The organism is Ancylobacter gelatini, from assembly GCF_022601675.1.
GTDB classification, from domain to species: Bacteria; Pseudomonadota; Alphaproteobacteria; order Rhizobiales; family Xanthobacteraceae; genus Ancylobacter; species Ancylobacter gelatini.
The window spans coordinates 593,925-617,297 of record NZ_JAKVIL010000002.1 but is presented as its reverse complement, the minus strand read 5'-3'; the positions used below and the strand labels follow the sequence as shown (position 1 = coordinate 617,297).

At 67.4% G+C, this 23,373-nt stretch carries 22 protein-coding genes; 7 read left to right on the top strand and 15 right to left on the bottom strand.

All coding sequences use genetic code 11. From position 1 onward, the window contains the following. Nucleotides 1-45: 45 nt before the first annotated feature. Nucleotides 46-399, bottom strand: coding sequence for a carboxymuconolactone decarboxylase family protein (locus MKI84_RS06160; protein WP_241617492.1), 354 nt, complete (start codon nt 397-399; stop codon nt 46-48). A gap of 78 nt (nt 400-477) precedes the next feature. On the opposite strand from MKI84_RS06160, the gene MKI84_RS06155 reads away from it, so the two are divergent. Beyond that, the gene (locus MKI84_RS06155) at nt 478-798 is read left to right on the top strand and encodes an ArsR/SmtB family transcription factor (protein WP_241617489.1); all 321 of its coding nucleotides are present in this window, start codon (nt 478-480) and stop codon (nt 796-798) included. Between the two features lie 12 nt (nt 799-810). On the opposite strand, the gene MKI84_RS06150 is transcribed toward MKI84_RS06155, so the two are convergent. Beyond that, nucleotides 811-2,190, bottom strand: coding sequence for a malonyl-CoA decarboxylase (locus tag MKI84_RS06150; RefSeq protein WP_241617487.1), 1,380 nt, complete (start codon nt 2,188-2,190; stop codon nt 811-813). A 186-nt stretch (nt 2,191-2,376) separates the two neighbouring features. Between MKI84_RS06150 and MKI84_RS06145 the strand changes: the two genes are divergently transcribed. The 3 genes from MKI84_RS06145 to MKI84_RS06135 all read left to right on the top strand — a co-directional run bounded on the left by MKI84_RS06145 (nt 2,377) and on the right by MKI84_RS06135 (nt 5,770). After that, the gene (locus tag MKI84_RS06145) at nt 2,377-3,117 is read left to right on the top strand and encodes a DUF3750 domain-containing protein (RefSeq protein WP_241617485.1); all 741 of its coding nucleotides are present in this window, start codon (nt 2,377-2,379) and stop codon (nt 3,115-3,117) included. Between the two features lie 97 nt (nt 3,118-3,214). Beyond that, nucleotides 3,215-4,030 carry a lytic murein transglycosylase gene (locus MKI84_RS06140; protein ID WP_241617483.1) on the top strand — a complete coding sequence of 272 codons (816 nt, stop codon included), beginning with the start codon at nt 3,215-3,217 and terminating at the stop codon, nt 4,028-4,030. A 117-nt stretch (nt 4,031-4,147) separates the two neighbouring features. Further along, nucleotides 4,148-5,770, top strand: a complete 1,623-nt coding sequence (locus MKI84_RS06135; RefSeq protein WP_241617481.1) for a GMC family oxidoreductase — start codon at nt 4,148-4,150, stop codon at nt 5,768-5,770. Between the two features lie 12 nt (nt 5,771-5,782). On the opposite strand, the gene mepA is transcribed toward MKI84_RS06135, so the two are convergent. Both mepA and MKI84_RS06125 read right to left on the bottom strand, forming a co-directional pair. After that, a complete protein-coding gene (mepA, locus tag MKI84_RS06130) occupies nt 5,783-6,739 on the bottom strand; it encodes a penicillin-insensitive murein endopeptidase (RefSeq protein WP_425353798.1) in 957 nt (318 codons plus the stop codon). Nucleotides 6,740-6,750: 11 nt separating this feature from the next. Then, nucleotides 6,751-7,740 carry a L,D-transpeptidase gene (locus tag MKI84_RS06125; RefSeq protein ID WP_241617479.1) on the bottom strand — a complete coding sequence of 330 codons (990 nt, stop codon included), beginning with the start codon at nt 7,738-7,740 and terminating at the stop codon, nt 6,751-6,753. A gap of 235 nt (nt 7,741-7,975) precedes the next feature. On the opposite strand from MKI84_RS06125, the gene MKI84_RS06120 reads away from it, so the two are divergent. After that, entirely contained in the window at nt 7,976-8,359 is a 384-nt protein-coding gene (locus MKI84_RS06120) for a PRC-barrel domain-containing protein (protein WP_241617477.1), read from the top strand. A 94-nt stretch (nt 8,360-8,453) separates the two neighbouring features. Here MKI84_RS06120 and MKI84_RS06115 read toward each other — a convergent pair whose 3' ends face one another. Then, a complete protein-coding gene (locus MKI84_RS06115; protein WP_241617475.1) occupies nt 8,454-8,651 on the bottom strand; it encodes a YegP family protein in 198 nt (65 codons plus the stop codon). Nucleotides 8,652-8,735: 84 nt separating this feature from the next. Next, complete coding sequence (gene lepA / locus MKI84_RS06110; protein WP_241617473.1) at nt 8,736-10,541, bottom strand: translation elongation factor 4; 1,806 nt, start codon at nt 10,539-10,541, stop codon at nt 8,736-8,738. Nucleotides 10,542-10,645: 104 nt separating this feature from the next. On the opposite strand from lepA, the gene MKI84_RS06105 reads away from it, so the two are divergent. Both MKI84_RS06105 and MKI84_RS06100 read left to right on the top strand, forming a co-directional pair. Continuing rightward, complete coding sequence (locus MKI84_RS06105; RefSeq protein WP_241617471.1) at nt 10,646-11,281, top strand: MBL fold metallo-hydrolase; 636 nt, start codon at nt 10,646-10,648, stop codon at nt 11,279-11,281. A 160-nt stretch (nt 11,282-11,441) separates the two neighbouring features. Next, nucleotides 11,442-12,284 (top strand): MBL fold metallo-hydrolase, encoded by an 843-nt coding sequence (locus MKI84_RS06100; protein WP_241617469.1) that lies wholly within the window; start codon nt 11,442-11,444, stop codon nt 12,282-12,284. Here the strand turns inward: MKI84_RS06100 and MKI84_RS06095 are convergent. The 9 genes from MKI84_RS06095 to pdxY form a co-directional block, all read right to left on the bottom strand. After that, nucleotides 12,268-14,364 (bottom strand): putative bifunctional diguanylate cyclase/phosphodiesterase, encoded by a 2,097-nt coding sequence (locus tag MKI84_RS06095; RefSeq protein WP_241617467.1) that lies wholly within the window; start codon nt 14,362-14,364, stop codon nt 12,268-12,270. The two genes, MKI84_RS06100 and MKI84_RS06095, sit on opposite strands and share 17 nt — an antisense overlap. 111 nt (nt 14,365-14,475) lie before the next feature. Continuing rightward, entirely contained in the window at nt 14,476-15,768 is a 1,293-nt protein-coding gene (locus MKI84_RS06090; protein WP_241617466.1) for an amidohydrolase family protein, read from the bottom strand. Nucleotides 15,769-15,781: 13 nt separating this feature from the next. Continuing rightward, nucleotides 15,782-16,726, bottom strand: a complete 945-nt coding sequence (locus MKI84_RS06085) for an ABC transporter permease (protein WP_241617463.1) — start codon at nt 16,724-16,726, stop codon at nt 15,782-15,784. Then, entirely contained in the window at nt 16,726-17,793 is a 1,068-nt protein-coding gene (locus MKI84_RS06080; protein ID WP_241617461.1) for an ABC transporter permease, read from the bottom strand. Before MKI84_RS06080 ends, MKI84_RS06085 begins: the two co-directional genes overlap by 1 nt. Before the next feature lie 160 nt (nt 17,794-17,953). Next, nucleotides 17,954-19,528: an ABC transporter ATP-binding protein gene (locus tag MKI84_RS06075; RefSeq protein ID WP_241617459.1), complete on the bottom strand. Its 1,575-nt coding sequence runs from the start codon at nt 19,526-19,528 to the stop codon at nt 17,954-17,956. Nucleotides 19,529-19,672: 144 nt separating this feature from the next. Further along, nucleotides 19,673-20,713: a BMP family protein gene (locus MKI84_RS06070; protein WP_241617457.1), complete on the bottom strand. Its 1,041-nt coding sequence runs from the start codon at nt 20,711-20,713 to the stop codon at nt 19,673-19,675. A 106-nt stretch (nt 20,714-20,819) separates the two neighbouring features. Beyond that, entirely contained in the window at nt 20,820-21,593 is a 774-nt protein-coding gene (locus MKI84_RS06065) for an NUDIX hydrolase (RefSeq protein WP_241617455.1), read from the bottom strand. Nucleotides 21,594-21,608: 15 nt separating this feature from the next. After that, complete coding sequence (locus MKI84_RS06060) at nt 21,609-22,505, bottom strand: PhzF family phenazine biosynthesis protein (RefSeq protein ID WP_241617453.1); 897 nt, start codon at nt 22,503-22,505, stop codon at nt 21,609-21,611. A 5-nt stretch (nt 22,506-22,510) separates the two neighbouring features. Continuing rightward, the gene (pdxY, locus tag MKI84_RS06055) at nt 22,511-23,359 is read right to left on the bottom strand and encodes a pyridoxal kinase PdxY (protein WP_241617451.1); all 849 of its coding nucleotides are present in this window, start codon (nt 23,357-23,359) and stop codon (nt 22,511-22,513) included. Nucleotides 23,360-23,373: the final 14 nt, after the last annotated feature.

The following is a 23,373-nucleotide window of genomic DNA, read 5'->3' as shown; positions in this document are numbered from 1 at the left end:
AAGCGGGAACGGCCTGTCAAGGGCGGGCTACCGCCGCGCCCCTCCTCAGGCGGCCTGCGGCGCGGCGAACTGGTCGAAGGCGCGCAGCGCGTCGGCGGCGTACATCAGCGCCGGCCCACCGCCCATATAGACGCACATCGCGGCCACCTCGCCGACCTCCTGCCGGGTGGCGCCCATGCCGTGCAGCGCCTTGGCGTGGAAGCCGATGCAGCCGTCGCAGCGCTGGGTGATGCCGATGGCGAGCGCGATCAGTTCCTTGGTCTTGGCGTCAACCGCACCGGAGGCCCCCGCGCCGCGCGACAGCGCGTGAAAGCCCTGCATGGCGTCCGGCGCCAGCTTGCGCAATTCGCCGGTATAGGCGGTGATGTCGCGGGTCAGTTCCCGATAGTCCTTGCTCATGATGCTGTTCTCCGGCATTTATCAATTCATATTTTCATGATATCATATTTTTACGATATGAAAAGCGGGAGTTTACGGATGGACGCCGCGAGCGGGATCGAGTCCATGGCGGCAAAGGCCGATCGGGTCGCCGGATTCCTGAAAGGGCTGGCCAGCCCGCACCGTCTGCTCATCCTGTGCGAGCTGACACAGGGGGAGCGCAGCGTCACCGATCTGATCGAGGCGACCGGCCTGCCGCAGAGCTCGATGTCGCAGCATCTGGCCAAGCTGAAGGAGGAGGACATCGTGTCCTTCCGCCGCGAGCATCGCACGCTCTATTATTTCCTCGACAACAAGGCGGCACGGGAGGTGATGACCGTGCTTTTCGACAATTTCTGCCGGGACGACGCGCCGGGTTGACCCGGCACGCGTTCAGCTCGCCTTTTCCTGCACCGCCGGAAGACGCGCGCCATTATCCGGGCGCAGCAGCTTGCGCACCGGGGCGCTGGCGACGATCTCGCCCTTGTCGAAGAACGCCTCGTGATTCTTTTCGATATCGTCGGGCACGTAACGGTAGTTCACCATCAGCCCGGCCGCCTGCTTCATCCCCCGCGCCGACAGGTCGCCGAACGGGTTGATGCGCTCCAGCCGCGCGCCATTGCCCAGATGGAAGCGCGCCACCGGATCGAGCGGCTTGCCCTTGGCCGAGCGCTCGCGCAGGAAAAACTGTGCCGCCAGCGCCGCGATGACCGGTGACAATTCCTCTCGCAGCGGCGCATCGGCCGGCGCGGTGTCGAGTTGCTCCAGCATGGCCCGGTCCTCGGCGGTCAGCACGGCGGAGGTCTCGCGCCGGCGCTCGCCCTCCAGCCAGGCGCGGAAGCCGGGCACCGGCGACAGCGTGACGAAGGTGGTGAGCCCCGGCATGTCGCGGGAAATCTCTTCCACCACCTGCTTGATCAGGAAATTGCCGAAGCTCACCCCGCCGAGCCCGGTCTGGCAGTTCGAGATCGAGTAGAACACCGCCACGCGGGCCTTGGCCGGGTCGAGCGGCGTGCGCTCCTGCGCCAGGATCGGGCCGATCGCCTCGGGTATCTCACGGGTGAGCGCCACCTCGACGAAGATCAGAGGCTCGTCGACCATGGCGGGGTGGAAGAAGGCGTAGCAGCGCCGGTCCGGGCTGTCGACGCGGGCGCGCAGATCGTTCCAGTCGCGAATCTCGTGCACCGCTTCGTAGCGGATGATCTTTTCGAGAACATTGGCGGGGGTCGACCAGTCGATCCGGCGCAGCACGAGAAACCCTCGATTGAACCAGGAGGCGAAGAGATGGGTGAAGTCGCGGTCGACCTCGGCGAGATCGGCGCGCCGCCGCAGGATGTCCAGCAATTCGGCGCGCATGGCAACCAACTGCGCGGTTGCGCCCGGAGCGAGGTTCACCCGGCGGATGAGTTCCTGCCGGCGCGGCTCGCTCGCCCCGTGCAGCTCCGCCAGCGCCGCCGGAGTGGGATCGGCGACATAGCGCGCGACCGCCTTGTCGAGCCGCGCCTTGTCCGGCCCGAACACACCGGCCAGCGCCTCGAAGAAGGCGATCTTCTCGGCGGTCTTCAATGAGCGGTAGAGAATGAGGATTTCCCGCGCCAGCGCGGTGCCGGACGCCTCCCCGCGCCCGCTCAGCAATTGCTCGCACAGCTCGGCAAGGCCGGCGGCGCGGATGGCGCCAAGCGGCCGCCGCTCGCGACCGAGGTCGAGAAGCTGGCGCCCGCGTTCGGCAATCGAGCCGAGCAGGTCGCCGAAGAAACTTGGCCCGCCGTCCATGGCACTCCCCAAGCGTCACGCGAGGGGCCCATGAGACCCGGTCCCCGCGACCGGCGCAAGGCGGATATTTTTCCAGGATCCCGCCCCGGTCGTTTTTCCTGCCCTAACGGCATGCGGGTGAACACATTTTCGCGGGTGGCCTGCCGGCGACTTGTTTTGCGCCAAATCATCCGCACTGTGATAGCAATGCTCCGCACCGCCCAGTTCACCCTTTTCGGTTTCATGCTGCTGTTCGCCCTGCCGCTCGGCGCCCATGCGCTGGTGCAATGGCAGACCAGTGACTTCAGCCGCTCCTGGCGCTCGGCCGACTGGTCGAGCACCGGCACCCTGCCGCCGGCCGCGCGAAACCCCGAGGCCATGGTCCGGGTCTACGCGGCCCGCGTCGGCCGCTGGCGCGGCATCTTCGCGGTCCATAGCTGGATCGTGATCAAGGAGGCCGGCGGCGGCTATGAACGCTTCGACAAGGTGGGCTGGGGTTCGCCGATCCGCCGCAACGGCTATGCCCCCGACGGGCGCTGGTACGGCAACGAGCCGGAGGTGGTGTTCGAGGCGCGCGGCGAGGCGGCGCAGGCGCTGATCCCGAAGCTGCGCGCGGCCATCGACGCCTACCCTTACGCCGACTATGGCGATTACCGCGTCTGGCCGGGGCCGAACTCCAACAGCTTCGTCGCCGCCGTGCTGGCCGCCGTGCCGGAAACCGCCGCCACCTTGCCGCCGACCGCCATCGGCAAGGACTTCCCGACCGATGGGCGCTGGATCGGCCTTGCGCCGTCGCAGACCGGCGTGCGGCTATCGCTCGGCGGCTATGCGGGCCTGACGCTGGCCTGGGTCGAGGGGCTGGAGATCAATGTACTCGGCGCCGTCGCCGGGCTCGACCTGCGCCGGCCCGGCATCAAGCTTCCCGGCTTCGGGCGCATCGGCGTGTGAGCGCGGAAACGCCGCGTTCATAACAGCGCGCGCAGGATGGCGGGCAGCGGCGCGCGGGAACAGGCGCCTTTTACCGGGAGCGGGAGCTCGGACCCAGATGAACGCCTTCAGGAAACTCGGCCGGGTTGCCGGCATCGCCTTCACCCTTCTCGCCGCAGCGCCGGCCATCGCCGCCACCTGCGGCAACGACGCCTCGGGCTTCGAGCGCTGGCTCGGCGAGTTCAGGCGCGAGGCCGCTGGCGCCGGCATCTCGGCGAGCGCCCTGCGCGCGCTGGACGGCGTGACCTACAGCACGCAGGTCATCGGGCTCGACCGCAACCAGAAGCACTTCAGCGTCCCGTTCGAGCAGTTCGTCGCCAACCGCGTCACCAAGGGCCGCATCGCCAAGGGCAAGCAGATGCTCAAGCAATATGCCGGCCCGCTCGCCCGCATCGAGCAGCGCTTCGGTGTGCCGGGGACGATTCTGGTGGCGATCTGGGGCATGGAGACCGATTTCGGCGCCAATTCCGGCAAGATGCCGGTGTTCCGCTCGCTGGCGACACTGGCCTATGACTGCCGGCGCACCGAGTTCTTCACCGCCCAGTTGCTCGATGCGCTGCGCATCGTCCAGCGCGGCGATCTCTCCATCGGCCAGATGCGCGGCGCCTGGGCGGGCGAGCTCGGCCAGACCCAGTTCATGCCGAGTTCCTACGTCAAGTACGCCGTCGATTTCAGCGGCGACGGCCATGCCGACCTGATCGGCAACCCGGTCGACGTGCTTGCCTCCACCGCCAACTATCTCAAGGCCTATGGCTGGCAGCGCGGCGCCGACTACCATCAGGGCGGCGGCAATTTCCAGGCGCTGCTGGGCTGGAACAAGGCGGTGAACAATGCCCGCGCCATCGGGCTGTTCGCCGACAAGCTCGCGCAATAACGCACATGCCGCCCGGGTCGATGTGAACCTGCGAACAACGCTTGGGCACGATTTCACATTGCCGGGGCGGTACCCTCCCGGCAGTTTCCGCGCGACGAGATGACAAGGGGTGCCCGCATGCCGACCGACGCCGCCGAGAGCTTCGATTACATCATCGTCGGCGCCGGCTCGGCCGGTTGCGTGCTCGCCAACCGGCTGTCAGCCAACCCCGCAAACAAGGTTCTGGTGCTCGAAGCCGGTGGGCGCGACAACTGGATCTGGTTTCACATCCCGGTCGGCTATCTGTTCGCCATCGGCAATCCCCGCGCCGACTGGTGCTTCAAGACCGAGCCTGAAGCCGGCCTCAATGGCCGCGCGCTGAACTACCCACGCGGCAAGACTATTGGCGGCTCCTCCGCCATCAACGCCATGATCTACATGCGCGGACAGGCCGCCGATTACGATCACTGGCGCCAGCTCGGCCTTTCCGGCTGGGGCTGGGACGATGTGCTGCCGGTGTTCAGGAAGCACGAGGACCACTATCTCGGCGCCAGTGCGGCCCATGGCGCGGGTGGGGAATGGCGCGTGGAATTCCCGCGCCTGACCTGGGAACTGCTCGACACGGTGCGCGAGGCCGCGCGGCAGGACGGCATCGCCCCGATCCCGGACTTCAACACCGGCGACAATGAAGGCTCCTCCTATTTCCAGGTGAACCAGAAGCGCGGCTTTCGCTGGAGCGCCGCGCGCGGCTTCCTCAAGCCCGTGCTCGGCCGCGCCAATCTCAGGCTGGAGACCGGCTGCCAGGCCGACCGAATCCTGATCGAGAACGGCCGCGCCGTGGGTGTCGCCTACACGCAAGGCGGGGTCGCGCGCGTCGCGCGGGCGCGGGCCGAGGTGATCCTCGCCTCCGGCGCGGTCGGCTCGCCGCATCTGATGAAGCTCTCCGGAATCGGGCCGGGCGCGGAGCTGGCGGCGCACGGCATTCCGGTCGCACTGGAGCGGCCGGGCGTGGGCGCCAACCTGCAGGACCATCTGCAACTGCGCATGATCTACAAGGTTCAGGGCGTGCCGACGCTGAACGAGCAATATCACTCGCTGTTCGGCCGGGCGAAGATGGGGCTGGACTTCGCCCTGTTCCAGCGCGGGCCATTGACCATGGCGCCCTCGCAGCTCGGCATCTTCACCCGCTCGCGCCCCGACATCGAGCGGGCCGACCTCGAATTCCACGTTCAGCCGCTCTCGCTGCCGAAGTTCGGCGAGAAGCTGCACCGCTTCCCGGCCTTCACCATGAGCGTGTGCAATCTGCGCCCGACCAGCCGGGGCGCGATCGAGCTGGCAAGCGCCGATCCCCGCGCGGCCCCGCGCATCAGGCCGAACTATCTCGCCACGCAGGACGACCGCCGCGTCGCCGCCGACAGCCTGCGCGTCGCCCGGCGCATCGTCTCCCGCCCCGCCCTCGCCCCCTACCGGCCCGAGGAATTCCTGCCGGGCCCTCAGGTCGGCGACAGCGAGGAGGCGCTGGCGCGAGCGGCGGGCGATATCGGCACCACCATCTTCCACCCGGTCGGCACCGCCAAGATGGGCCTGCCCTCCGACCCGATGGCGGTGGTGGACGAGCGACTGCGGGTCATCGGCATGGACGGGCTGCGGGTGGCGGATGCCTCGATCATGCCGACCATCGTCTCCGGCAACACCAATTCCCCGACCATCATGATCGCCGAGAAGGCCGCGGGCATGATCCTCGACGACGCGCGGGCCTGAAGAAGCGGCGCCTCAGGGCGCCAGCACCACTTCGCGGCAGGCCGGCGGCATATCGGCGAGCATCATCGGCGGCGCGGGCTTCACCGGCTCCTTGGGCGGCTTGGGATGCAGGTTGGCGTCCGAGAACCACCAGTCCAGCGCCTCTCCGCTACAGCCCTCGCCCGGCACCACTGGGTCCTGCGGGCGGCATTGCGGGCTGTCCTTCGGACAGGAGAGCCGCACATGCATGTGGTAGTCGTGCCCCCAATAGGGCCGCACCTTCTGCAGCCAGGAACGGTCGCCGGTCGCGTCGCGGCACAGCGCCTTCTTGATGGCGGCATTGACCAGCACGCGCTCGACCTCCGGGTCCTGCGCCGCCGCGCGGATCACCGCGATGTGCGAGCCGGTCCAGACCCTGGGATCGACGTCGAGCCGGTCCGATCGCACGACCATGGTGGCCGAGACCTTTTCGCGCTCCTGTGTGGTGAATTCACGCCGGGGCATCGGGGTCAGCCAGATATCGGCGTCGAGCCCGATCTGGTGCGAGGCATGGCCCGAGAGCATCGGCCCGCCGCGCGGCTGGGCCATGTCGCCGACAAGGATGCCCGGCCATTGCGAGACCTTCGGCACCTTGGCCGCGAAGCGCTCGATGAAGTCGACGAGGCGCGGATGCCCCCAGTTGCGGTTGCGCGACAGCCGCATCGCCTGCCAGGTCTGGCCGTTCACCGGCAGCATCACCGCTCCCGACAGGCACCCCTTGGAATAGAAGCCGATGGCGCGGCTGGAAAGGTCGGCCGGCCCGCGCGCGGCGCCGAAGATCTGCTTGGCCGGCACCTTGTCGGCGGCGGAGGGCGCCGGTGCGGGCGGGACCGGGGCCGCCGCCGGCTCCGCCGGTCGCGCGAGCGGCATCGGCATGCCCTGCCCCGCGGCGGGGCCGGCGAGGGCCAGAAGGCCAAACAGCAAAACCGCGCGCGACAGGCTGGAGAGCATCAAACGCTCCTTCAGCTCATGGCCGGGGCCATGACCACGAAATTAGGATCCGAGCGCGTGCCGGGATCGGCGGACAACTCGGTGATCAGCATGGTGGAGCCCGGCACCAGCAGGCTGGCGAGCTGCTTGTTGATGTCGGGCGCCACCGTGATGCGGTCGATCGCCTGCGTCGCCTTGCCGGCCGCGGCACTGTTGGCCTCATAGGCGATCGAGGTCCACGACACCTCGCCGCCCACCGATTTCAGTACATAGACCACATTGCCGAGCGGTGTCGCCGGATCGCGGATGGTGACCGGGGCGGTCAGCACCACCGCGCCGTCCTTCAGCACGGTGAGGCTCTTGTCGGCGCCGCTGATGACCAGCGACACCGCGTCCTGCGCCGGCGCCTTGGCCGCCGCCGCATCTGCGGTCGGATCGGCGCTGATTGCCGTGGTCGCGTCCTTGGGAAGCACCAGACCGGGATGGAGCACATCCACCGGCTGGGAATGCGAGTCGGCGATGATCACCGGCGTGCCGTAATGGGTGACGCCGAACAGCAGCTTGGCGAAGGCGAGCGGCAGGTGCACGCAGCCATGCGAGGACGGATAGCCCGGCAGCCCGCCGGCATGCAGCGCGACGCCCGACCAGGTGAGCCGCTCGGTAAAGGGCATGGAGGCATCGTCATAGATCGAGGAATGGTGGTCCGCATCCTTCTGCAGGATGGTGAAGATGCCCACCGGCGTTTCATGGCCTGCCTTGCCGGTCGAACAGGTCGACACGCCGATGCGCACGCCGTTGCGATAGACGTAGCAGCGCTGGTCCGGCAGCGAGACGATGATCGAGACGAAGCCCTCGGGGGCGCGGTCGGGATACCAGACGAAGGTGCCGGGCTTCATGTCGGCAATTTCGGTCTCCTGCGCGTGCCCCACGGCGCGGCCCGCCACGGCCAGCGCGCCCGCGAGGCCGAGCAGCTTCAGCGCGCGGCGGCGCCCGGTCGAGACGGCATCCCGCTCATTGGTCATCTCGTGATTCTCCTGATCGCGCGGCCAAGATACCGGCATTGCAGCTTCCCCGCCAAGAGCGGAAAGACTGATTACGGAGCGGTAACGGACTGATGAAGGCCGTCACACGGTAATATGTCGATGAATACCGCCGCTCTCGGAAGATTATTCCTTTCGGAATTTTAATGGAACTCGCGACGACACCAGACGTTTTCCAGTCATTACAATCACATTCGACCAACCATGGAGGGTTGATATGCACAGCACGCAGCAGAATCTGGAAACCCGTGAGACCATGACGCTGATAGGCAGCGACAAGGTCGAGGGCACCGCGGTGTACCGCCCCAATGGCGACCGCATCGGCTCGATCGCCCGTGTGATGATCGACAAGCTGACCGGCCAGACCGCCTATGCGGTGATGAGCTTCGGCGGCTTCCTCGGCTTCGGCGAGGACTATTATCCGCTGCCGTGGTCGCTGCTGAAATATGACGAGCGGATGGACGGCTATGTGGTCGACATCACCGAGGAGCAGCTTTCCGGCGCCCCGCACCACTCCAGCGCGGACGATCGCAACTGGAAGGACGCGGATTGGGACCGCAAGGTCAACGACTACTATCACGTGCCGCCCTACGTCATCTGACGCGGGTAGCCGTGCATAAGGAAAGGCCGGGCTCGCGCCCGGCCTTTTTCTTGGCGCCAATGAAGTAAGCGGCGCGGTGACGTGTGAGCCGGCGTCAGGCCTTGCCCTCGTCCTTCGCCACTTCGACGACGTCCGCACCCGGCGTATTCTTCTTGATGGATTCGATCGCGCTCATGGCCGATGCCTTGGCCTTGTAGCTTTCGGAAGCGAACATCGTCTCGCCGTTGGACGCCTTGAAGCGAAAGCGGTAGCCGCCCGCCTTGTCCTGGTAGACTTCGAATTTGTAGGCCATGTGACTGCCTCCCATCGTGCGGTTTTCCGCTCGCGCGATGGGAGCACACTTGCCTTCGATTCGGAAGACGCAGCGGAAGAGGCGTCAGTCATCCACCTTCAGCGCGGCGATGAAGGCTTCCTGCGGAATCTCCACCCGGCCGAACTGGCGCATCTTCTTCTTGCCTTCCTTCTGCTTTTCCAGAAGCTTGCGCTTGCGGGTGATGTCGCCGCCATAGCATTTGGCGGTCACGTCCTTGCGCAGCGCCTTGATGGTCTCGCGGGCGATGATCTTGGCGCCGATCGCCGCCTGGATCGGAATCTGGAACAGGTGCTGCGGGATCAGGTCCTTCAGCTTCTCGCACATGGCACGGCCGCGATATTCCGCGCGGGTGCGGTGCACCAGCATGGAGAGCGCGTCGACCGGCTCGGCATTGACCAGGATCGACATCTTCACCAGGTCACCCGGCCGATAGTCGGTGATCTGGTAGTCGAACGAGGCATAGCCCTTGGAGATCGACTTCAGGCGATCGTAGAAATCGAACACCACCTCGTTGAGCGGCAGGTCATAGGTGACCATGGCGCGCGCACCGACATAGGTCAGCTCGATCTGGTTGCCGCGCCGGTCCTGGCAGAGCTTCAGCACCGCGCCGAGATAATCGTCGGGGGTGAGAATGGTGGCGCGGATCCACGGCTCGCGGATTTCCTTGATCTTCACAACGTCCGGCATGTCGGCCGGGTTGTGCATCTCGATCACCGTGCCGTCGTTCATCTCGATTTCGTAGATGACCGAGGGGGCTGTGGCGATCAGGTCGAGGTTGAACTCGCGCTCCAGCCGCTCCTGGATGATTTCGAGGTGCAGCAGGCCGAGGAAGCCGCAGCGGAAGCCGAAGCCGAGCGCGGCCGATGTCTCCATCTCGAAGGAGAAGCTGGCATCGTTGAGCCGCAGCTTGCCCATCGCGGAGCGCAGATCCTCGAAATCGGCGGCATCGACCGGGAACAGGCCGCAGAACACCACCGGCTGCGCCGGCTTGAAGCCCGGCAGCGGTTCGGCGGTGGGGCGCTTCTCCTCGGTGATGGTGTCGCCGACGCGGGTATCGGCCACTTCCTTGATCGAGCCGGTCAGGAAGCCGATCTCGCCCGGCCCGAGTTCTGCCATGACGGTGAGCTTGGGCGTGAACACGCCCACGCGGTCGATCTCGTACACCGCGTCCGCCCGCATCATCTTGATGCGCTGGCCCTTCTTCAGCACGCCGTCGACGATGCGCACCAGCACCACGACGCCCAGATAGACGTCGTACCAGCTGTCGACCAGCAGCGCCTTGAGCGGGGCCTCGCGGTCACCCTGGGGCGGCGGCAGCCGGGTGACGATGGCTTCCAGCACATCGGGAATGCCGAGGCCGGTCTTGGCCGAAATCAGCACGGCATTGGAGGCGTCGAGGCCGATCACATCCTCGATCTGCGCCTTCACCTTGTCCGGCTCGGCGGCCGGCAGGTCGACCTTATTGAGGACCGGGACGATCTCGTGATTATTGTCGATCGCCTGGTAGACATTCGCCAGCGTCTGCGCCTCGACGCCCTGCGAGGCGTCGACCACGAGCAGCGAGCCTTCCACGGCGGCCAGCGAGCGGTTCACCTCATAGGCGAAGTCGACATGGCCGGGCGTGTCGATGAGATTGAGCACGTAGGTCTTGCCATCATGCGCCTTGTAGGCGAGGCGCACCGTCTGCGCCTTGATGGTGATGCCGCGCTCGCGCTCGATATCCATGTTGTCGAGCACCTGCTCGGACATCTCGCGTTCGGACAGCCCGCCCGTGATCTGGATCAGCCGGTCGGCAAGGGTCGACTTCCCATGGTCGATATGGGCGACGATGGAGAAGTTGCGGATGTTTTCGATGGGCCTGGTGCTCATGAGGCGCGGGATAGCATTGGCGCAGGGGCGCCACAAGCGGGGCGCCTTGCGGGACGGCATATGTTCGACCACATTCCGCCCGCCCCCTTGCCGAGGAAATGTGAATGTCCGAACTCAAGATCGCCGTCGTGCCCGTCACCCCGTTCCAGCAGAACTGCTCGATCATCTGGGACGAGACCACCAAGAGGGGCGCGGTGATCGATCCCGGCGGCGACCTGCCGCGCATTCTCGCGGCGCTTGAGGAGCTGGAGGTGAACGCGGAAAAGATCGTGCTCACCCATGGCCATATCGACCACGCCGCCGGCGCCGCCGAACTGGCCGAAACGCTGAAGGTTCCGGTCGAGGGACCGCACGAGGCCGACAAGTTCCTGCTGGACAATCTCGTGGCCGATGGGGAGCGCACCGGCATCCCCGGCCGCCCGGTCACCCCGAACCGCTGGCTGAACGAGGGCGACACCGTGGATATTGGCGGCTTCCCCTTCGACGTGCTGCATGTGCCGGGCCATACACCCGGCCATGTCGTGCTGGTCTACAAGCCGGGCAGCTTCGCCGTGGTCGGCGACACGCTGTTCCAGCGCTCGGTCGGGCGCACCGATTTCCCCTATGGCGACCACGACACGCTGATCGCCGGCATCAAGTCCAAGCTGCTGCCGCTCGGCGACAACGTCACCATCCTGCCCGGCCATGGCAGCGCCTCGACCATCGGCACCGAGAAGCGCACCAACCCGCATATTCGGTGATGGCCTTGCAGGTCGTCCCGGCCGCCGGAGGGCTGGGACGGGCGGACGAGGCGAGCCGCGCACAGCGATTCGCGCGCCTGTGCGCCAACGCAATCGTTACTCGCGCGGCGGTGCCGTAACGTCGATCATGCCCCGAGCGACACCGGCCCGGAGCACCCGCATGCGTCCAGCGTCCCCGCGTCTCCTGTTGACCCTCGCCGCGCTGCTGCTGGCGCCTTTGCTCGCGCCGCTGCCGGCCCTTGCGCAGGCGGACCGCTGCCCCAAGCTGGTGGCGACGTTTCCGGGCTTTCCCTCGCCGGAGCGGCTCGCCGTCCCCGCCTCGCTCCGGCTGGCCTCGGTGGCGCCGAACCATGTCAGCCTGACCTATATCGGCCATTCGACCTTCCTGATCGAGACCGCCGGCGGCGTGACGCTCGCCACCGACTACAACGACTATGTGCGCCCCGACATCGTGCCGCGCGTCGCCACCATGAACCGCGCGCACTCCACCCATTACTCGCTGGCCCCCGATCCGGGCATCGCGCATGTGCTGAAGGGGTGGAGCGACACGGTGGGCGAGCCGGTGCGCTACAATCTCGATGTCGACGATCTCTGGGTCGGCAACCTGCCGACCAATATCCGCGACTGGGAAGGCGGCACGATCCGCAACGGCAATTCGATCTTCATCTTCCGCGCCGCCGATCTGTGCATCGCCCATCTCGGGCACCTGCACCACACGTTGACGGAGGACGACCTCGCCGTGCTGGGGCGCATCGACGTGGTGCTGGCCCCGGTCGATGGCAGTTACACCATAGATGTCGACGGCATGATCGAGGTGCTGAAAGCGCTGGAATCGCCGCTGGTGATCCCGATGCATTATTTCAACGAGAGCACCTTGAACAATTTCCTGCGCCGCCTCGGCGACAGCAAATACGAGGTGAAGCGTCAGTCCGGCCCGACACTCGTGCTCTCGCGGGAAACGCTGCCGATGAAGCCGACCGTGCTGGTTATCCCGGGAAACTGATGACCTTGCGGCGATCGGCGATCTGCGCATTCGCCCGCAGCCAGTCCGTGGCCTCGCCAGCGGGCATGGGATAGCCGAACAGGAAGCCCTGTCCGGCATCGCAGCCCAGTTCCGCCACCGCGGCGAACTGCTCGTGGGTCTCTATGCCCTCCGCCAGCACCTGAAGGCCGAGATCATGGCCAAGCCCGATCAGCGCCCGAACGATCGCGCGGTCGGCCACCGAGGCGTTCATATCGACGATGAAGGAGCGGTCGAGCTTGATGGTATCCACCGGCAGCCGGCGCAGATGGGTGAGCGACGCATAGCCGGTGCCGAAATCGTCGAGCGCGATAGCAAAGCCCAGGCGCCGCAGGTCCCACAGCGCGCCGACCGCCCCCTCGCCACCGCGTCCGAGCGTAACCGTCTCCGGCACCTCGAACTCCACCAGCGCCGCCGGCACGCCGGCACTTGCCACCGCATCGCGCGCCAGCTCGGCCAGGTTGCGGATGTGAAGCTGATTGCTCGACAGGTTGATGGCGAGGCGCCGCACATCGAACCCCATGTCCAGCCAGAGGCGCATCTGGCGCACCGCCGCCTCCAGCACGAACCGGCCGATCGGCGCCATCAGGCCGACGCTCTCGGCCGCACCGACGAACTCGCCCGGAAGCACCAGCCCGCGCTCCGGGTGGCGCCAGCGCAGCAGCGCCTCGAAGCCGATCGGCCTCGGCTCGGCGAAGCCGACCAGCGGCTGGAAATAGACCTCGAACTCGCCGCGTTCGAGGCCGGCGCGCAGATCCTCGATGCATTTGTGCCGCTCGTCGGCGACCCGGCGCATATCCATGTCGAAATGCTTGATGCGCTGGCCGCTCTCGCCCTTGGCGGCATAGAGCGCAAGGTCGGCATTGCGCTGCAACTCGTCCGGCGTCGCCCCGTTTTCCGGCCATGCCGCCGTGCCGAAACTCGCCGCGACAGTCAGGGCGGCGCCCGTGGACGGCGCCTCGATCGGCTGGATGATCTGGTGATAGATCTGCTCCGCGCGCCGGCGCAGCACGTTGGGGTCGGTGAGGCCCGGCAGGATCATGGCGAACTCGTCGCCCCCCAGCCGGGCACACACATCTCCGGCGCGGGCATTGGCGGCAAGCCGTTTTCCGACCTCGCGCAGCACGACGTCGCCGGCGCCGTGGCCATGCGTGTCGTTGATCTGCTTGAAGCCATCGAGATCGATCACCAGCAGCCCACCGGACGACAGCGGCGTCTCCATCAGCCCGTCGAGCCGCCGGTTGAAGCCTATGCGGTTGACGAGTGCGGTCACCACGTCATGCCCGGCGAGATATTCGGCATGGGCGTTGGCCTGCACGCGGTCGGTGACGTCGCGCTCGTTCACCAGAAGGCAGAGCTGGCCCGTCACCGGATCGGTGGTGGTACATAAGTACAATCCGTGCCAGCGGACGCCCAGGCTGGTGACGGCACGGAATTCGCCGGTCGTGGCCTGCCCCATGAAGGCATCGGTGCGGGCGACCTCATGGCCGAGCGCCGCACGCCAGAAACGCTCGCCCTCGCCGGGGTCGACGAAGCTGGCGAGAAAGGCATGGCTTGGATTCGGATAGGCACGGGTTGCGGCCGGATTGCGGAACAGCACCGCGCCGTTGGCGCTGTACAGCGTCACCATCACCGCGGTGTGGCGCAGCGCTTCCACGCCGCGCAGTTCCTCGGGCGCCACTTCCGGCACCGCGGCCTCGACCAGCATGCCGACATTGCCGTTCGGCAGCCGGACCCCGCTCTGGGTGCAATCGACGGTGAAGGCACCGCCCTTGGGATAGAAGGTCCAGCGCTCGACCAGCACCTCGCCATTCGCCACCCGCCCCAGAGTTCCCGCCAGCCGCTCGCGGATCGCGGTGGAATGCGGGGTGAAATCGCGGATGAAAAACTCGTCCAGCCCGTCGGCCGGGACCCGCCACAGTTTCAGCGCCGCCGCGTTGGCGTAGTATTTCCGCATCCGTACGGTGTCGAGAATCCAGACCGGGCGGCGCAGCAGATCGAAACCGTCCGTGCTGACCAACGGCAGGTCACGAATTTCGGGCGCATACGCATCGGTCGCCATCGGCTGCTAACGTCATGAGATGAAATAGGGCGGCGAATTCAACAGCTTCGGGTCGGGACACTCACCATCCGGCAAGCCACCATATGTGTCTATCAACGAATTCGGCAAGGTTCAGGAAGAGGTAGGCGCATAGGCACTTGGGTCCACCAGCGCCGGGCGGCCGGGCAGATCGAGCGCGCTTACCCGCGGCGCGCCCTCGGCGATGATGCGCCCGCGCCGGACCACGAACAGCCGCGCGGCCTTCAGGCGGATCGCCTCGATGGGGTCATCGGCCTGCAGCACCACAAAGTCGGCGTTGCAGCCCGGCGCCACGCCATAGCCTTCCAGGCCCATGATGCGCGCCGGATTGGTGGTCACGGCCTCGAAGCACCAGGTCACGGCCTCGCGCGAAGACAATTGGCCGACATGCAGCGCCATATGAGCGACTTCCAGCATGTCGCCGGAGCCGAGCGAGTACCAGGGGTCCATCACGCAGTCATGGCCGAAGGCGACATTGATGCCGGCTGCCCGCAACTCCGGCACCCGCGTCATGCCGCGCCGCTTGGGATAGGTGTCGTGCCGGCCTTGCAGCATGATGTTGATCAGCGGATTGGCGATGGCGTGGACGCCGGCCTCCGCGATCAGCGGAATCAGCTTCGAGACGTAGTAATTATCCATGGAGTGCATGGAGGTGAGGTGCGAGCCAGCCACCCGGCCGCCAAGGCCCAGCCGCTGTGTTTCATAGGCCAGCGCCTCGATATGGCGCGAGAGCGGATCGTCGGTCTCGTCGCAATGGATGTCGACACGCAGGCCCCGCTCGGCCGCGATCTCGCACAGCGCCTTGAGCGAAGCGGCGCCGTCGGACATGGTGCGCTCGAAATGGGGAATGCCGCCGACGACGTCTACGCCCATGTCCAGCGCGCGGCGCAGATTGTCGGCCGCGGTGGGTGAGCGGTAATAGCCGTCCTGCGGGAAGGCGACGAGCTGGAGGTCGATATAGTCCTTCACCTTTTCCCGCACGTCGAGCAGCGCCTCAACCGCCAGCAGCCGGTCGTCGCAGATGTCGACATGAGAGCGGATGGCAAGCAGGCCCTGGCTCACCGCGAGGTCGCAATAGCGCAAAGCGCGCTCGATCACTGCCTCGTGGGTCAGCAGCGGCTTCAGTTCGCCCCAGAGCGCGATGCCCTCCAGCAGGGTTCCTGACTGGTTGAGCCGCGGCAGGCCGAGCGAAAGCGTCGCATCCATGTGGAAATGCACGTCGACGAAGGGCGGCGCGACGAGGCGACCGCCGGCATCGAGCGTGCGGCCCGCCTCGGCCTCGATCCCGCGCTCCACCGCCACGATCCGCCCTCCCTCGCAGGCGATGTCGAGGCCTTCGCGCCCGTCCGCCAGGCGCGCATTTTTCACGAGAAGGTCGAGACTCATTACCGCTTCCTACTCACCTCTGACCCTTGAAATAGGGCTTCATCAGCGCGCGCGGATAGTCGGCGCGCCGGGCCACCAAGACAAGCGCGGCAATGGAGAAAATATAGGGCAGCATCAGGAAGATCTGGCTCGGCACCGCCCCGCCGGTGATGGTCTGGAGCCGGAGCTGGTAGGCATCCAGCGCCCCGAACAGCAGCGCGCCGATCAGCGCCTTGCCCGGCCGCCACGAGGCGAAGACGGTAAGCGCGATGCACACCCAGCCGCGCCCGTTGATCATGCCGAAATAGAACGCGTTGAACGCCGAGAGCGTGAGGAACGCCCCGCCCAGCGCCATCAATGCCGAGCCTGCCATCACCGCACCGATGCGCAGGCCGACGACGGAGAGGCCCTGCGCCTCCACCGCCTCCGGATTGTCGCCCACCGCCCGGATGGCGAGGCCGAGCGGGGTACGCGCCAGCACGAAGGCGACCAGCCCGACGCAGATGAAAGCCAGTACCGTGAAGGCGCTCTGCTGGCTCAGGATCGTGCCGATGAACGGAAGGTCACCGAGCACCGGCACGTCGAGCGGGGGAAACGGCTCGATGCGTGGCGGGGTACCGACATTGGGGAACGCCACGCGATAGCCGAAATAGGCGACCGAGGTCGCCAGCAGCGTCACCCCTATGCCGGTGACATGCTGCGACAGGCCGAGCGGCACGGTGAGCACACCATGGATGAGACCGAACAGTGCCCCGACCAGCGCCGCCATCAGCACCCCGCCCCATAGCGGCAGGCCGAGATAGACGGCGAGCCAGCCGGACATGGCGCCGGCGACGAAAATGCCCTCAATGCCGAGATTGAGCACGCCCGCCCGCTCGCACAAAAGCGCGCCGAGCACGCCGAAGATCAGCGGCGTCGCGATGCGGATAGTCGCGGCCCAGAAATTCGCCTGAAGCAGAATGTCGAACGCGTCCCACATCAGGCGGTCTCCCGGCGCACGAACCGAATGCGGAAGCGCGTCAACAGACCGCCGACCAGCACGCTGAGCAGCGAGAAGGCGACGACCAGATCGGCGAGGTAGTTCGAGACGCCGATGGCCCGGCTCATGCTGTCGGCGCCGACGAACACGCCGGCGATGAAGATGGCCGAGGGGATGACGCCGAGCGGCGACAGGTTTGCCAGCGTCGCCACAACGATGCCGGCATAGCCGAATCCGGGCGAGAGGTCGGAGGTCAGGTACCCCTTGAGTCCCGCCACCTCGCTCGCCCCGGCAAGACCCGCCAGTCCGCCGGAAATGAGCCCGACCAGCGCCATCGCCTTGCCGACCGGCAGGCCGGCATAGCGCGCGGCACGGGCATTCTCGCCCACGGCACGGATGCGGAAGCCCCAGACCGTGCGGTTGATGAAGACATGCAGGCCGCTGGCGGCCAGCACCGCCAGCACCAGCCCCCAGTGCAGCCGCAGCCCCATCACCAGCTTGGGCAACGTCGCCTCGTCGAGCACGGGGGCCGATTGCGGCCAGCCCATTCCCATCTCGTCCTTCATCGGGCCTTCGAGCATCATCTGCACGAACAGCAGCACGATGAAGTTCATCAGCAGCGTGACCACCACCTCGTCCGCGCCGAAGCGGGTCTTGAACAGCACCGGCACCAGCAGCAGCGCGGCCCCCGCCAGCGCGGCGGCGATCAGCACCAGCGGCACCAGTACATAGGCCGGCGCCTCGATCAGCCCGGCGCCCACCGCGACGGTGGCCAGCGCGCCGGCATAGAGCTGGCCCTCCGCACCGATGTTCCACAGCTTGGCCCGGAACGCCACCGCGGCGGCGAGGCCGGTGAAGATCAGCGGCGTGGCGCGGGTGAGCGTCTCGGCGAGCGCGAATCCGTTGCCGGCCGCACCCTTCGCCATCAACACCAGCGCCTCCAGCACCGGCGCGCCGGCAAGCATGAGCGGGATGGAAGTGAGCAGCAGCGCGACGAGACCGGCGCCGACCGGCACCGCCACGGTGAGCCAGACCGGCGTGCGCTCGCGGGGAATGAAGCGGATCATGGGCGGTTCTCCACGAACCGGCGGGCGCTCGACCCCTCAACCCAGCCCCGTTCCCCTTCGAACCACCGGACGCCAGCGCCACCCGCCATCTCATGCGCACCGTCATTTCGAGGCGCGCGCGCGGCGAGCCTAGAAGGATGTTTTTTCCCGACCTGTGCCATCACGCGGCCTCATCCGCCGCATGGCCGGCCATCATCAGGCCGACCGTGCGCACGTCGAGCCCTTCCGACTCCATGGCCGGCGACAGGTGACCGGCATGGACCACGGCGATGCGGTCGGAGAGCGCGAACAACTCGTCGAGGTCCTCCGAGATCAGCAGCACCCCCGCGCCCCGCGCCCGCGCCGCCAGCAGCCGGCGGTGAACGTCCGTCGTCGCGCCGATGTCGAGGCCGCGTGTCGGCTGGTGGGCCAGAACCAGCAGCGGCTCGCGCTCGAGCACGCGAGCCAGCACCACCTTCTGCATGTTGCCGCCGGAGAGCGCGCGGATCGCCGCGTCCGGCCCGGGGCACCGAACGTCATAGGCCGCGATCGCCTGCGCCGCGCGGACGCGGATCGCGGCGCGCTTCAGGATGCCCGCGCCCTGGTTTTCCGGCGCGGCGATGGTCTCCAGCACGTAATTCTCGGCGACGCTCAGCGCGCCGATGGTGCCATCGCGGTGCCGGTCCTCGGGGATACGCCCGACGCGGGCGGCGATCCGGGCGGCGGGATCGGCGCGCGTCACCGGCGCGCCATTGATCGTCACCTCGCCCGCGTGCGCCCCGGCCAGCCCGGCGACCAGCGCCGCCAGCGCGCCCTGCCCGTTGCCCGACACGCCGGCAATGCCGACGATCTCACCCATGCGCACCTCAAGACTCGCGCCTTCCAGCCGGTCGCGCTGAGTGGGTGCGCCGACATCGACGGCGCGCAGGCTCAGGATCGGCGCGCCCGGCGTCGAGGGCGGGCGCTCGCGGGGAGGAATGGCGCGCCCGACCATCAGTTCGGCCAGCGAGGCGCGGTTCGAGCCGGCGGTCGGCCGGTCCGCCACCTTGGCGCCGCCGCGCAGCACCACCACGCGCTCGCACAGGGCCAAAACCTCATGCAGCTTATGGCTGATGAAGATGACCGCCAGCCCCTTGCCCGCCAGCGCGCGCACCGTCGCCGCCAGCCCGTCGGCCTCCTGCGGGGTGAGCACGGCGGTCGGCTCGTCGAGGATGAGGACGCGCACGTCGCGATAGAGCGCCTTGAGGATCTCGATGCGCTGCTGCTCGCCGACCGAAAGCTGCGCCACCGGCACGTCGAGGTCGGCGGCAAGCCCGGATTCGGCCATCAAACGCTCGATCTTCGACCGCGCCGCGCCGCGCCTGGGCGCGAGGCTCCACAGCGGCAGCGTGCCGAGCAGGATATTCTCGAAGCCGGTCAGGTTTTCGGCCAGCGCGAAATGCTGGTGCACCATGCCGATGCCGGCCTTCAGCGCCGCCTCCGCCGAACCGCCGGGCAGTGGCGCCAGCTGGCCGTCGGCATCGGCGATATGCACCGTACCCTCGTCGGCGACGTAATGGCCGAACAGGATGCTCATCAGCGTGGTTTTTCCCGCGCCGTTCTCCCCGAGCAGGGCAACGATCTCGCCGGCACGGATGTCGAGGTCGATATGGTCGTTCGCCGTCAGCGGCCCGAATCGCTTGGTGATGCCCGACAGCGAGAGGACGAGCGGACGGGTGTCATGCGGGGCGGCATCTGGCAGCGAAGTGTCGTTCATGCGAGCCCACCAGTGGCTGCCGGCATGACCGGGGCGTCTCCCGGCCATCCTCGGCTCATCCGATAACGACGTGGATCCCCGGGTCCCGCCCGGGGATGACGGCACATGAGCGGCGCATATCCGCCGCGCAGCAACGGTGACGGACTACAGCGTGGACTTCGGCTCGCCGTCGTTCACGTTCACGCGGAACATGCCGTCCTTGATCTCCTTCTCCTTCAGGAGAACCATCTCGATCACCTCCGGCGGAACCACCTTCGGGTCGAGCGGGGCGAGGCTTGCGCCGCCATGGGCCATGAAGCTGAACGGGCCGTAATCCTCGGCGGTGAAGCTGCCGTCCACCACCGCCTTGATGGCGCGGTCGATGGTCGGCTCCATGTGCCAGAGCGCGGAGGCGATCACCGTGCCGGGATATTGGGCGGAGGTGTCGATCACGTTGCCGATCGCCTTCACGCCGCGCTCCTTGGCGGCATCGGAGACGCCGAAGCGCTCGGCGTAAAGCACGTCCGCGCCCTTGTCGATCTGGGCGAAGGCGGCTTCCTTGGCCTTGGGCGGGTCGTACCAGGAGTTGATGAAGGTCACGATGAACTTCACCTGCGGGTTCACCGACTGCGCGCCTTCCATGAAGGCCTGCATCAGGCGGTTCACCTCGGGGATCGCATAGCCGCCGACCAGTCCGATGATGTTGGACTTGGTCATCTTGCCGGCGACCATGCCGGTGAGGAAGGACGGCTCATGGATGAAATTGTCGAACACCGACAGGTTCGGCTTGATCGGGCCGAAGGACGAGCCCATGAGATAGGCGACGTTCGGGTAGTCCTTCGCCACCGCACGGGCGGGACGCTCCACCGCGAAGATCTCGCCGACCACGAGGTCCGCGCCCTCCTGCGAATATTGCCGCATCACCCGCTCATAGTCGGTGTTGGCGACATTCTCGGAGAATTTATAGGTGATGTCGCCGCGCGCCTCGGCCGCCTTCAGCGCCTTGTGGATGCGCGAAACCCACTGCTGCTCGACCGGCACGGTATAGATCGCCGCGACCTTGATCGGCTTTTCCTTGGCGGCGAAGGCCTCGCCGGCGCCGAGCGCCGACAGCACCAGAGCCCCGGCGCCGAGCGCCAGCAACTGCCGCCGATCAATCGCCCCTGACGAAAAAAGCGGCACGGAACCAGACGACTTGACCACCATTTCACTTCTCCCGAGCAAAGGACCGCGGCCTCTTGGCACGCGAAGTCAATGAAGCCGACCACTCATGCGAGCGGCATGCCATTTCCGAACTGTTTGGTCCGAAAAGTCACGCCGGCATGACGGCATTGTCCACATCTGCGATGCCGCCGCCAGCGCTCCAGCGCGCGTGCAGATAGGCGCGGATGAAATCAGGCATGGCCGGGTCGATATCGGCGGGAGAACGGGCGAGGATGATGGCGTCGAGTTCGGCACGCTTCTGCGCGGCGAGGTGCTCCCGCAGCCGCGCCGCCAGTTCCTCGCCCGGCAGGCGCGTCACGATTTCGCGCATCAGGGCGATGCGGCGGCCGGCGAAGACGCCGTGGAGGGCCCGCCCGCCTTCGGGAGGCGGCAGGAAATCGGCCGCCGTCAGCCCGACCTCCTCCTCGATTTCGCGCAGCACGCTGCCGTCGATGTCCACGCGCCCGTCAGTGGTGATGTCGCCAAGGTCTGGTGTGCCGGCGGCGAAATAGATGCGCCCGGCATTGGCGGTCCACGGTGCCATGCGGCCGAGCACGAAGGCGCCGTCGCTGCCACGCAGCGCGCCCATGCCGAAGGCGTTGCACAGCTCGGGACAGCCATGGTCGCGCCACCACAGCAGCGAGGCGAAATCAGTGCGCTTGTAGCGGCCGCTGAGCACGCCGCCGGCCAGATCATGCGCGCCGAGCATCAGGATCGCGCCGTTCCACAGATGCGGATTGGCCTGCTTCAGCCGCGCGAAATGGGCCTCGATCTCCACGCGGCGCTCATCGGCCAGCGCCCAGGGCTCGGGATCGACGCGAAACGCCAGCCCCGCAAGCGCCACGACCCGGATATCGCCGTCCGCCGCCACGGCCGCGTTCACGCCCGGCACCTGCCCTCAGGCATGGATGGTGCCTTCCGACACGACCACCGCGCCGCCGCCAATGGTGACGGCTGACAGCGCGCCGCCCGACACTTCCAGCCCCAGCCGCACCAGGCTCGGCCGGCCCATCTCGACACCCTGCAGGATGTCGAAGACGTGGAACCCCTCGCCCGGACGCTCGCCCGCGAACAGCACGGCGGCGAGCGCGGCGGCGGCCGAACCGGTCGCCGGGTCCTCGTCAATTCCCATGTTCGCGGCGAACATGCGGGCGCGCAGGTCGCCTTCCCCATCCTCATCGCGGCAGAACACGTAGACCGATTCCGCCTCGCCCCCGAAGGCGCCGATCAGCCGGCCCGCGCTCGGGCTGATACGCGCCAGTGCGGAACGCGAGGCCAGGGGGATGCACACGAAGGGCACGCCGGCGGACGCGACCACCGGCTTGTAGCCGTCGAAGCCGATATCGCTGCGGTCGAGCCCCAGCGCCTGCGCGCAGGCGTCGATGGAAAGTTCGCCCGCCGTGACGATCTCCGACAGGCGCGGCACGGTGAAGGTGGCGCTGCCGGTGCGCGGCCCGCGTATATTGATGTGGCAGGGCACCTCGCCGACATTTTCCTCCAGCACGAAATCCGTCGAGGTCTCCACCCCGTCGCGGATCGCCAGCAGCACCGCCGTGCCCACGGTGGGATGGCCGGCGAAGGGTAATTCGTGATTGACGGTGAAGATGCGCAGCCGGGCGCGGTTCGCCTCGTCCGCCGGCTTCAGCACGAACACCGTCTCCGAGAGATTGAACTCGCGGGCGATGGCCTGCATCTGGTTGCCGTCGAGGCCCTCCGCGTCCAGCACGACGGCCAGCGGATTGCCCGAGAGGGCGCGATCGGTGAAGACGTCGAGAACAACGTAGCGGCGGGCCATGGCGGTCAGAGCTTCTCCGGAGTGAAGAGGCGGGACGGCGTGACGAATTCGTCCTGCGCGGCCACGGTGAGGATTTCGCGCGAGCCGGCGGCGGCGGTGCGGGCGAGCAGGCCATAGGCCGAGGAGGCCGCCTTGGAGAGCGCCTCCGCCGTGGAATGCGATGCCTTCCAGTGCACGAAGAACAGGGCCGCGATGGCATCGCCCGCCCCGTTCACTGAAATGTCCAGCTTGGGCGTGCGCACCCGGAAACGCCCATCCGGCCCGGAAGCCAGCAGGTCGATCGAATCGGCCGGAGTGTCCTCGGTATGCAGGCTGGTGACGAGGATGACGCGCGGGCCGGTGGCGTGCACGGCATCGCAGGCCGCCACCGCCTCCGCCACGGTCGAGGTTGTGCGGCCGGACAGATAGTCCAGCTCGAACTGGTTGGGCGTGATCAGGTCGGCCGCCGGCACCGCGCGCTCGCGCATGAATTCGGGGATGCCGGGCCGCACGAAGATGCCGCGCCCGACATCACCGATCACCGGATCGCAGCAATAATGCGCCTCGCGGTTCGCTGCCTTTACCCGGCCGACCGTATCGAGAATGGCGTCGCCGATCTCGGCCGCGCCCATATAGCCGGAGAGCACGCCGTCGCAGCGCGGCAGCACGTTGCGGTCCTCCAGCCCTCCGACCAGTTCGCGGATGAGGTCGGCCTCGAACACCGTGCCGCGCCAGGCGCCATAGCCGGTGTGATTGGAGAACTGCACGGTGTGGATGCCCCACACTTCATGGCCCAGGCGCTGCATCGGGAACATGGCCGAGGCATTGCCTACATGGCCGTAGGCGACCCACGACTGTATCGACAGGATATTCATGCACCACGCCCCAG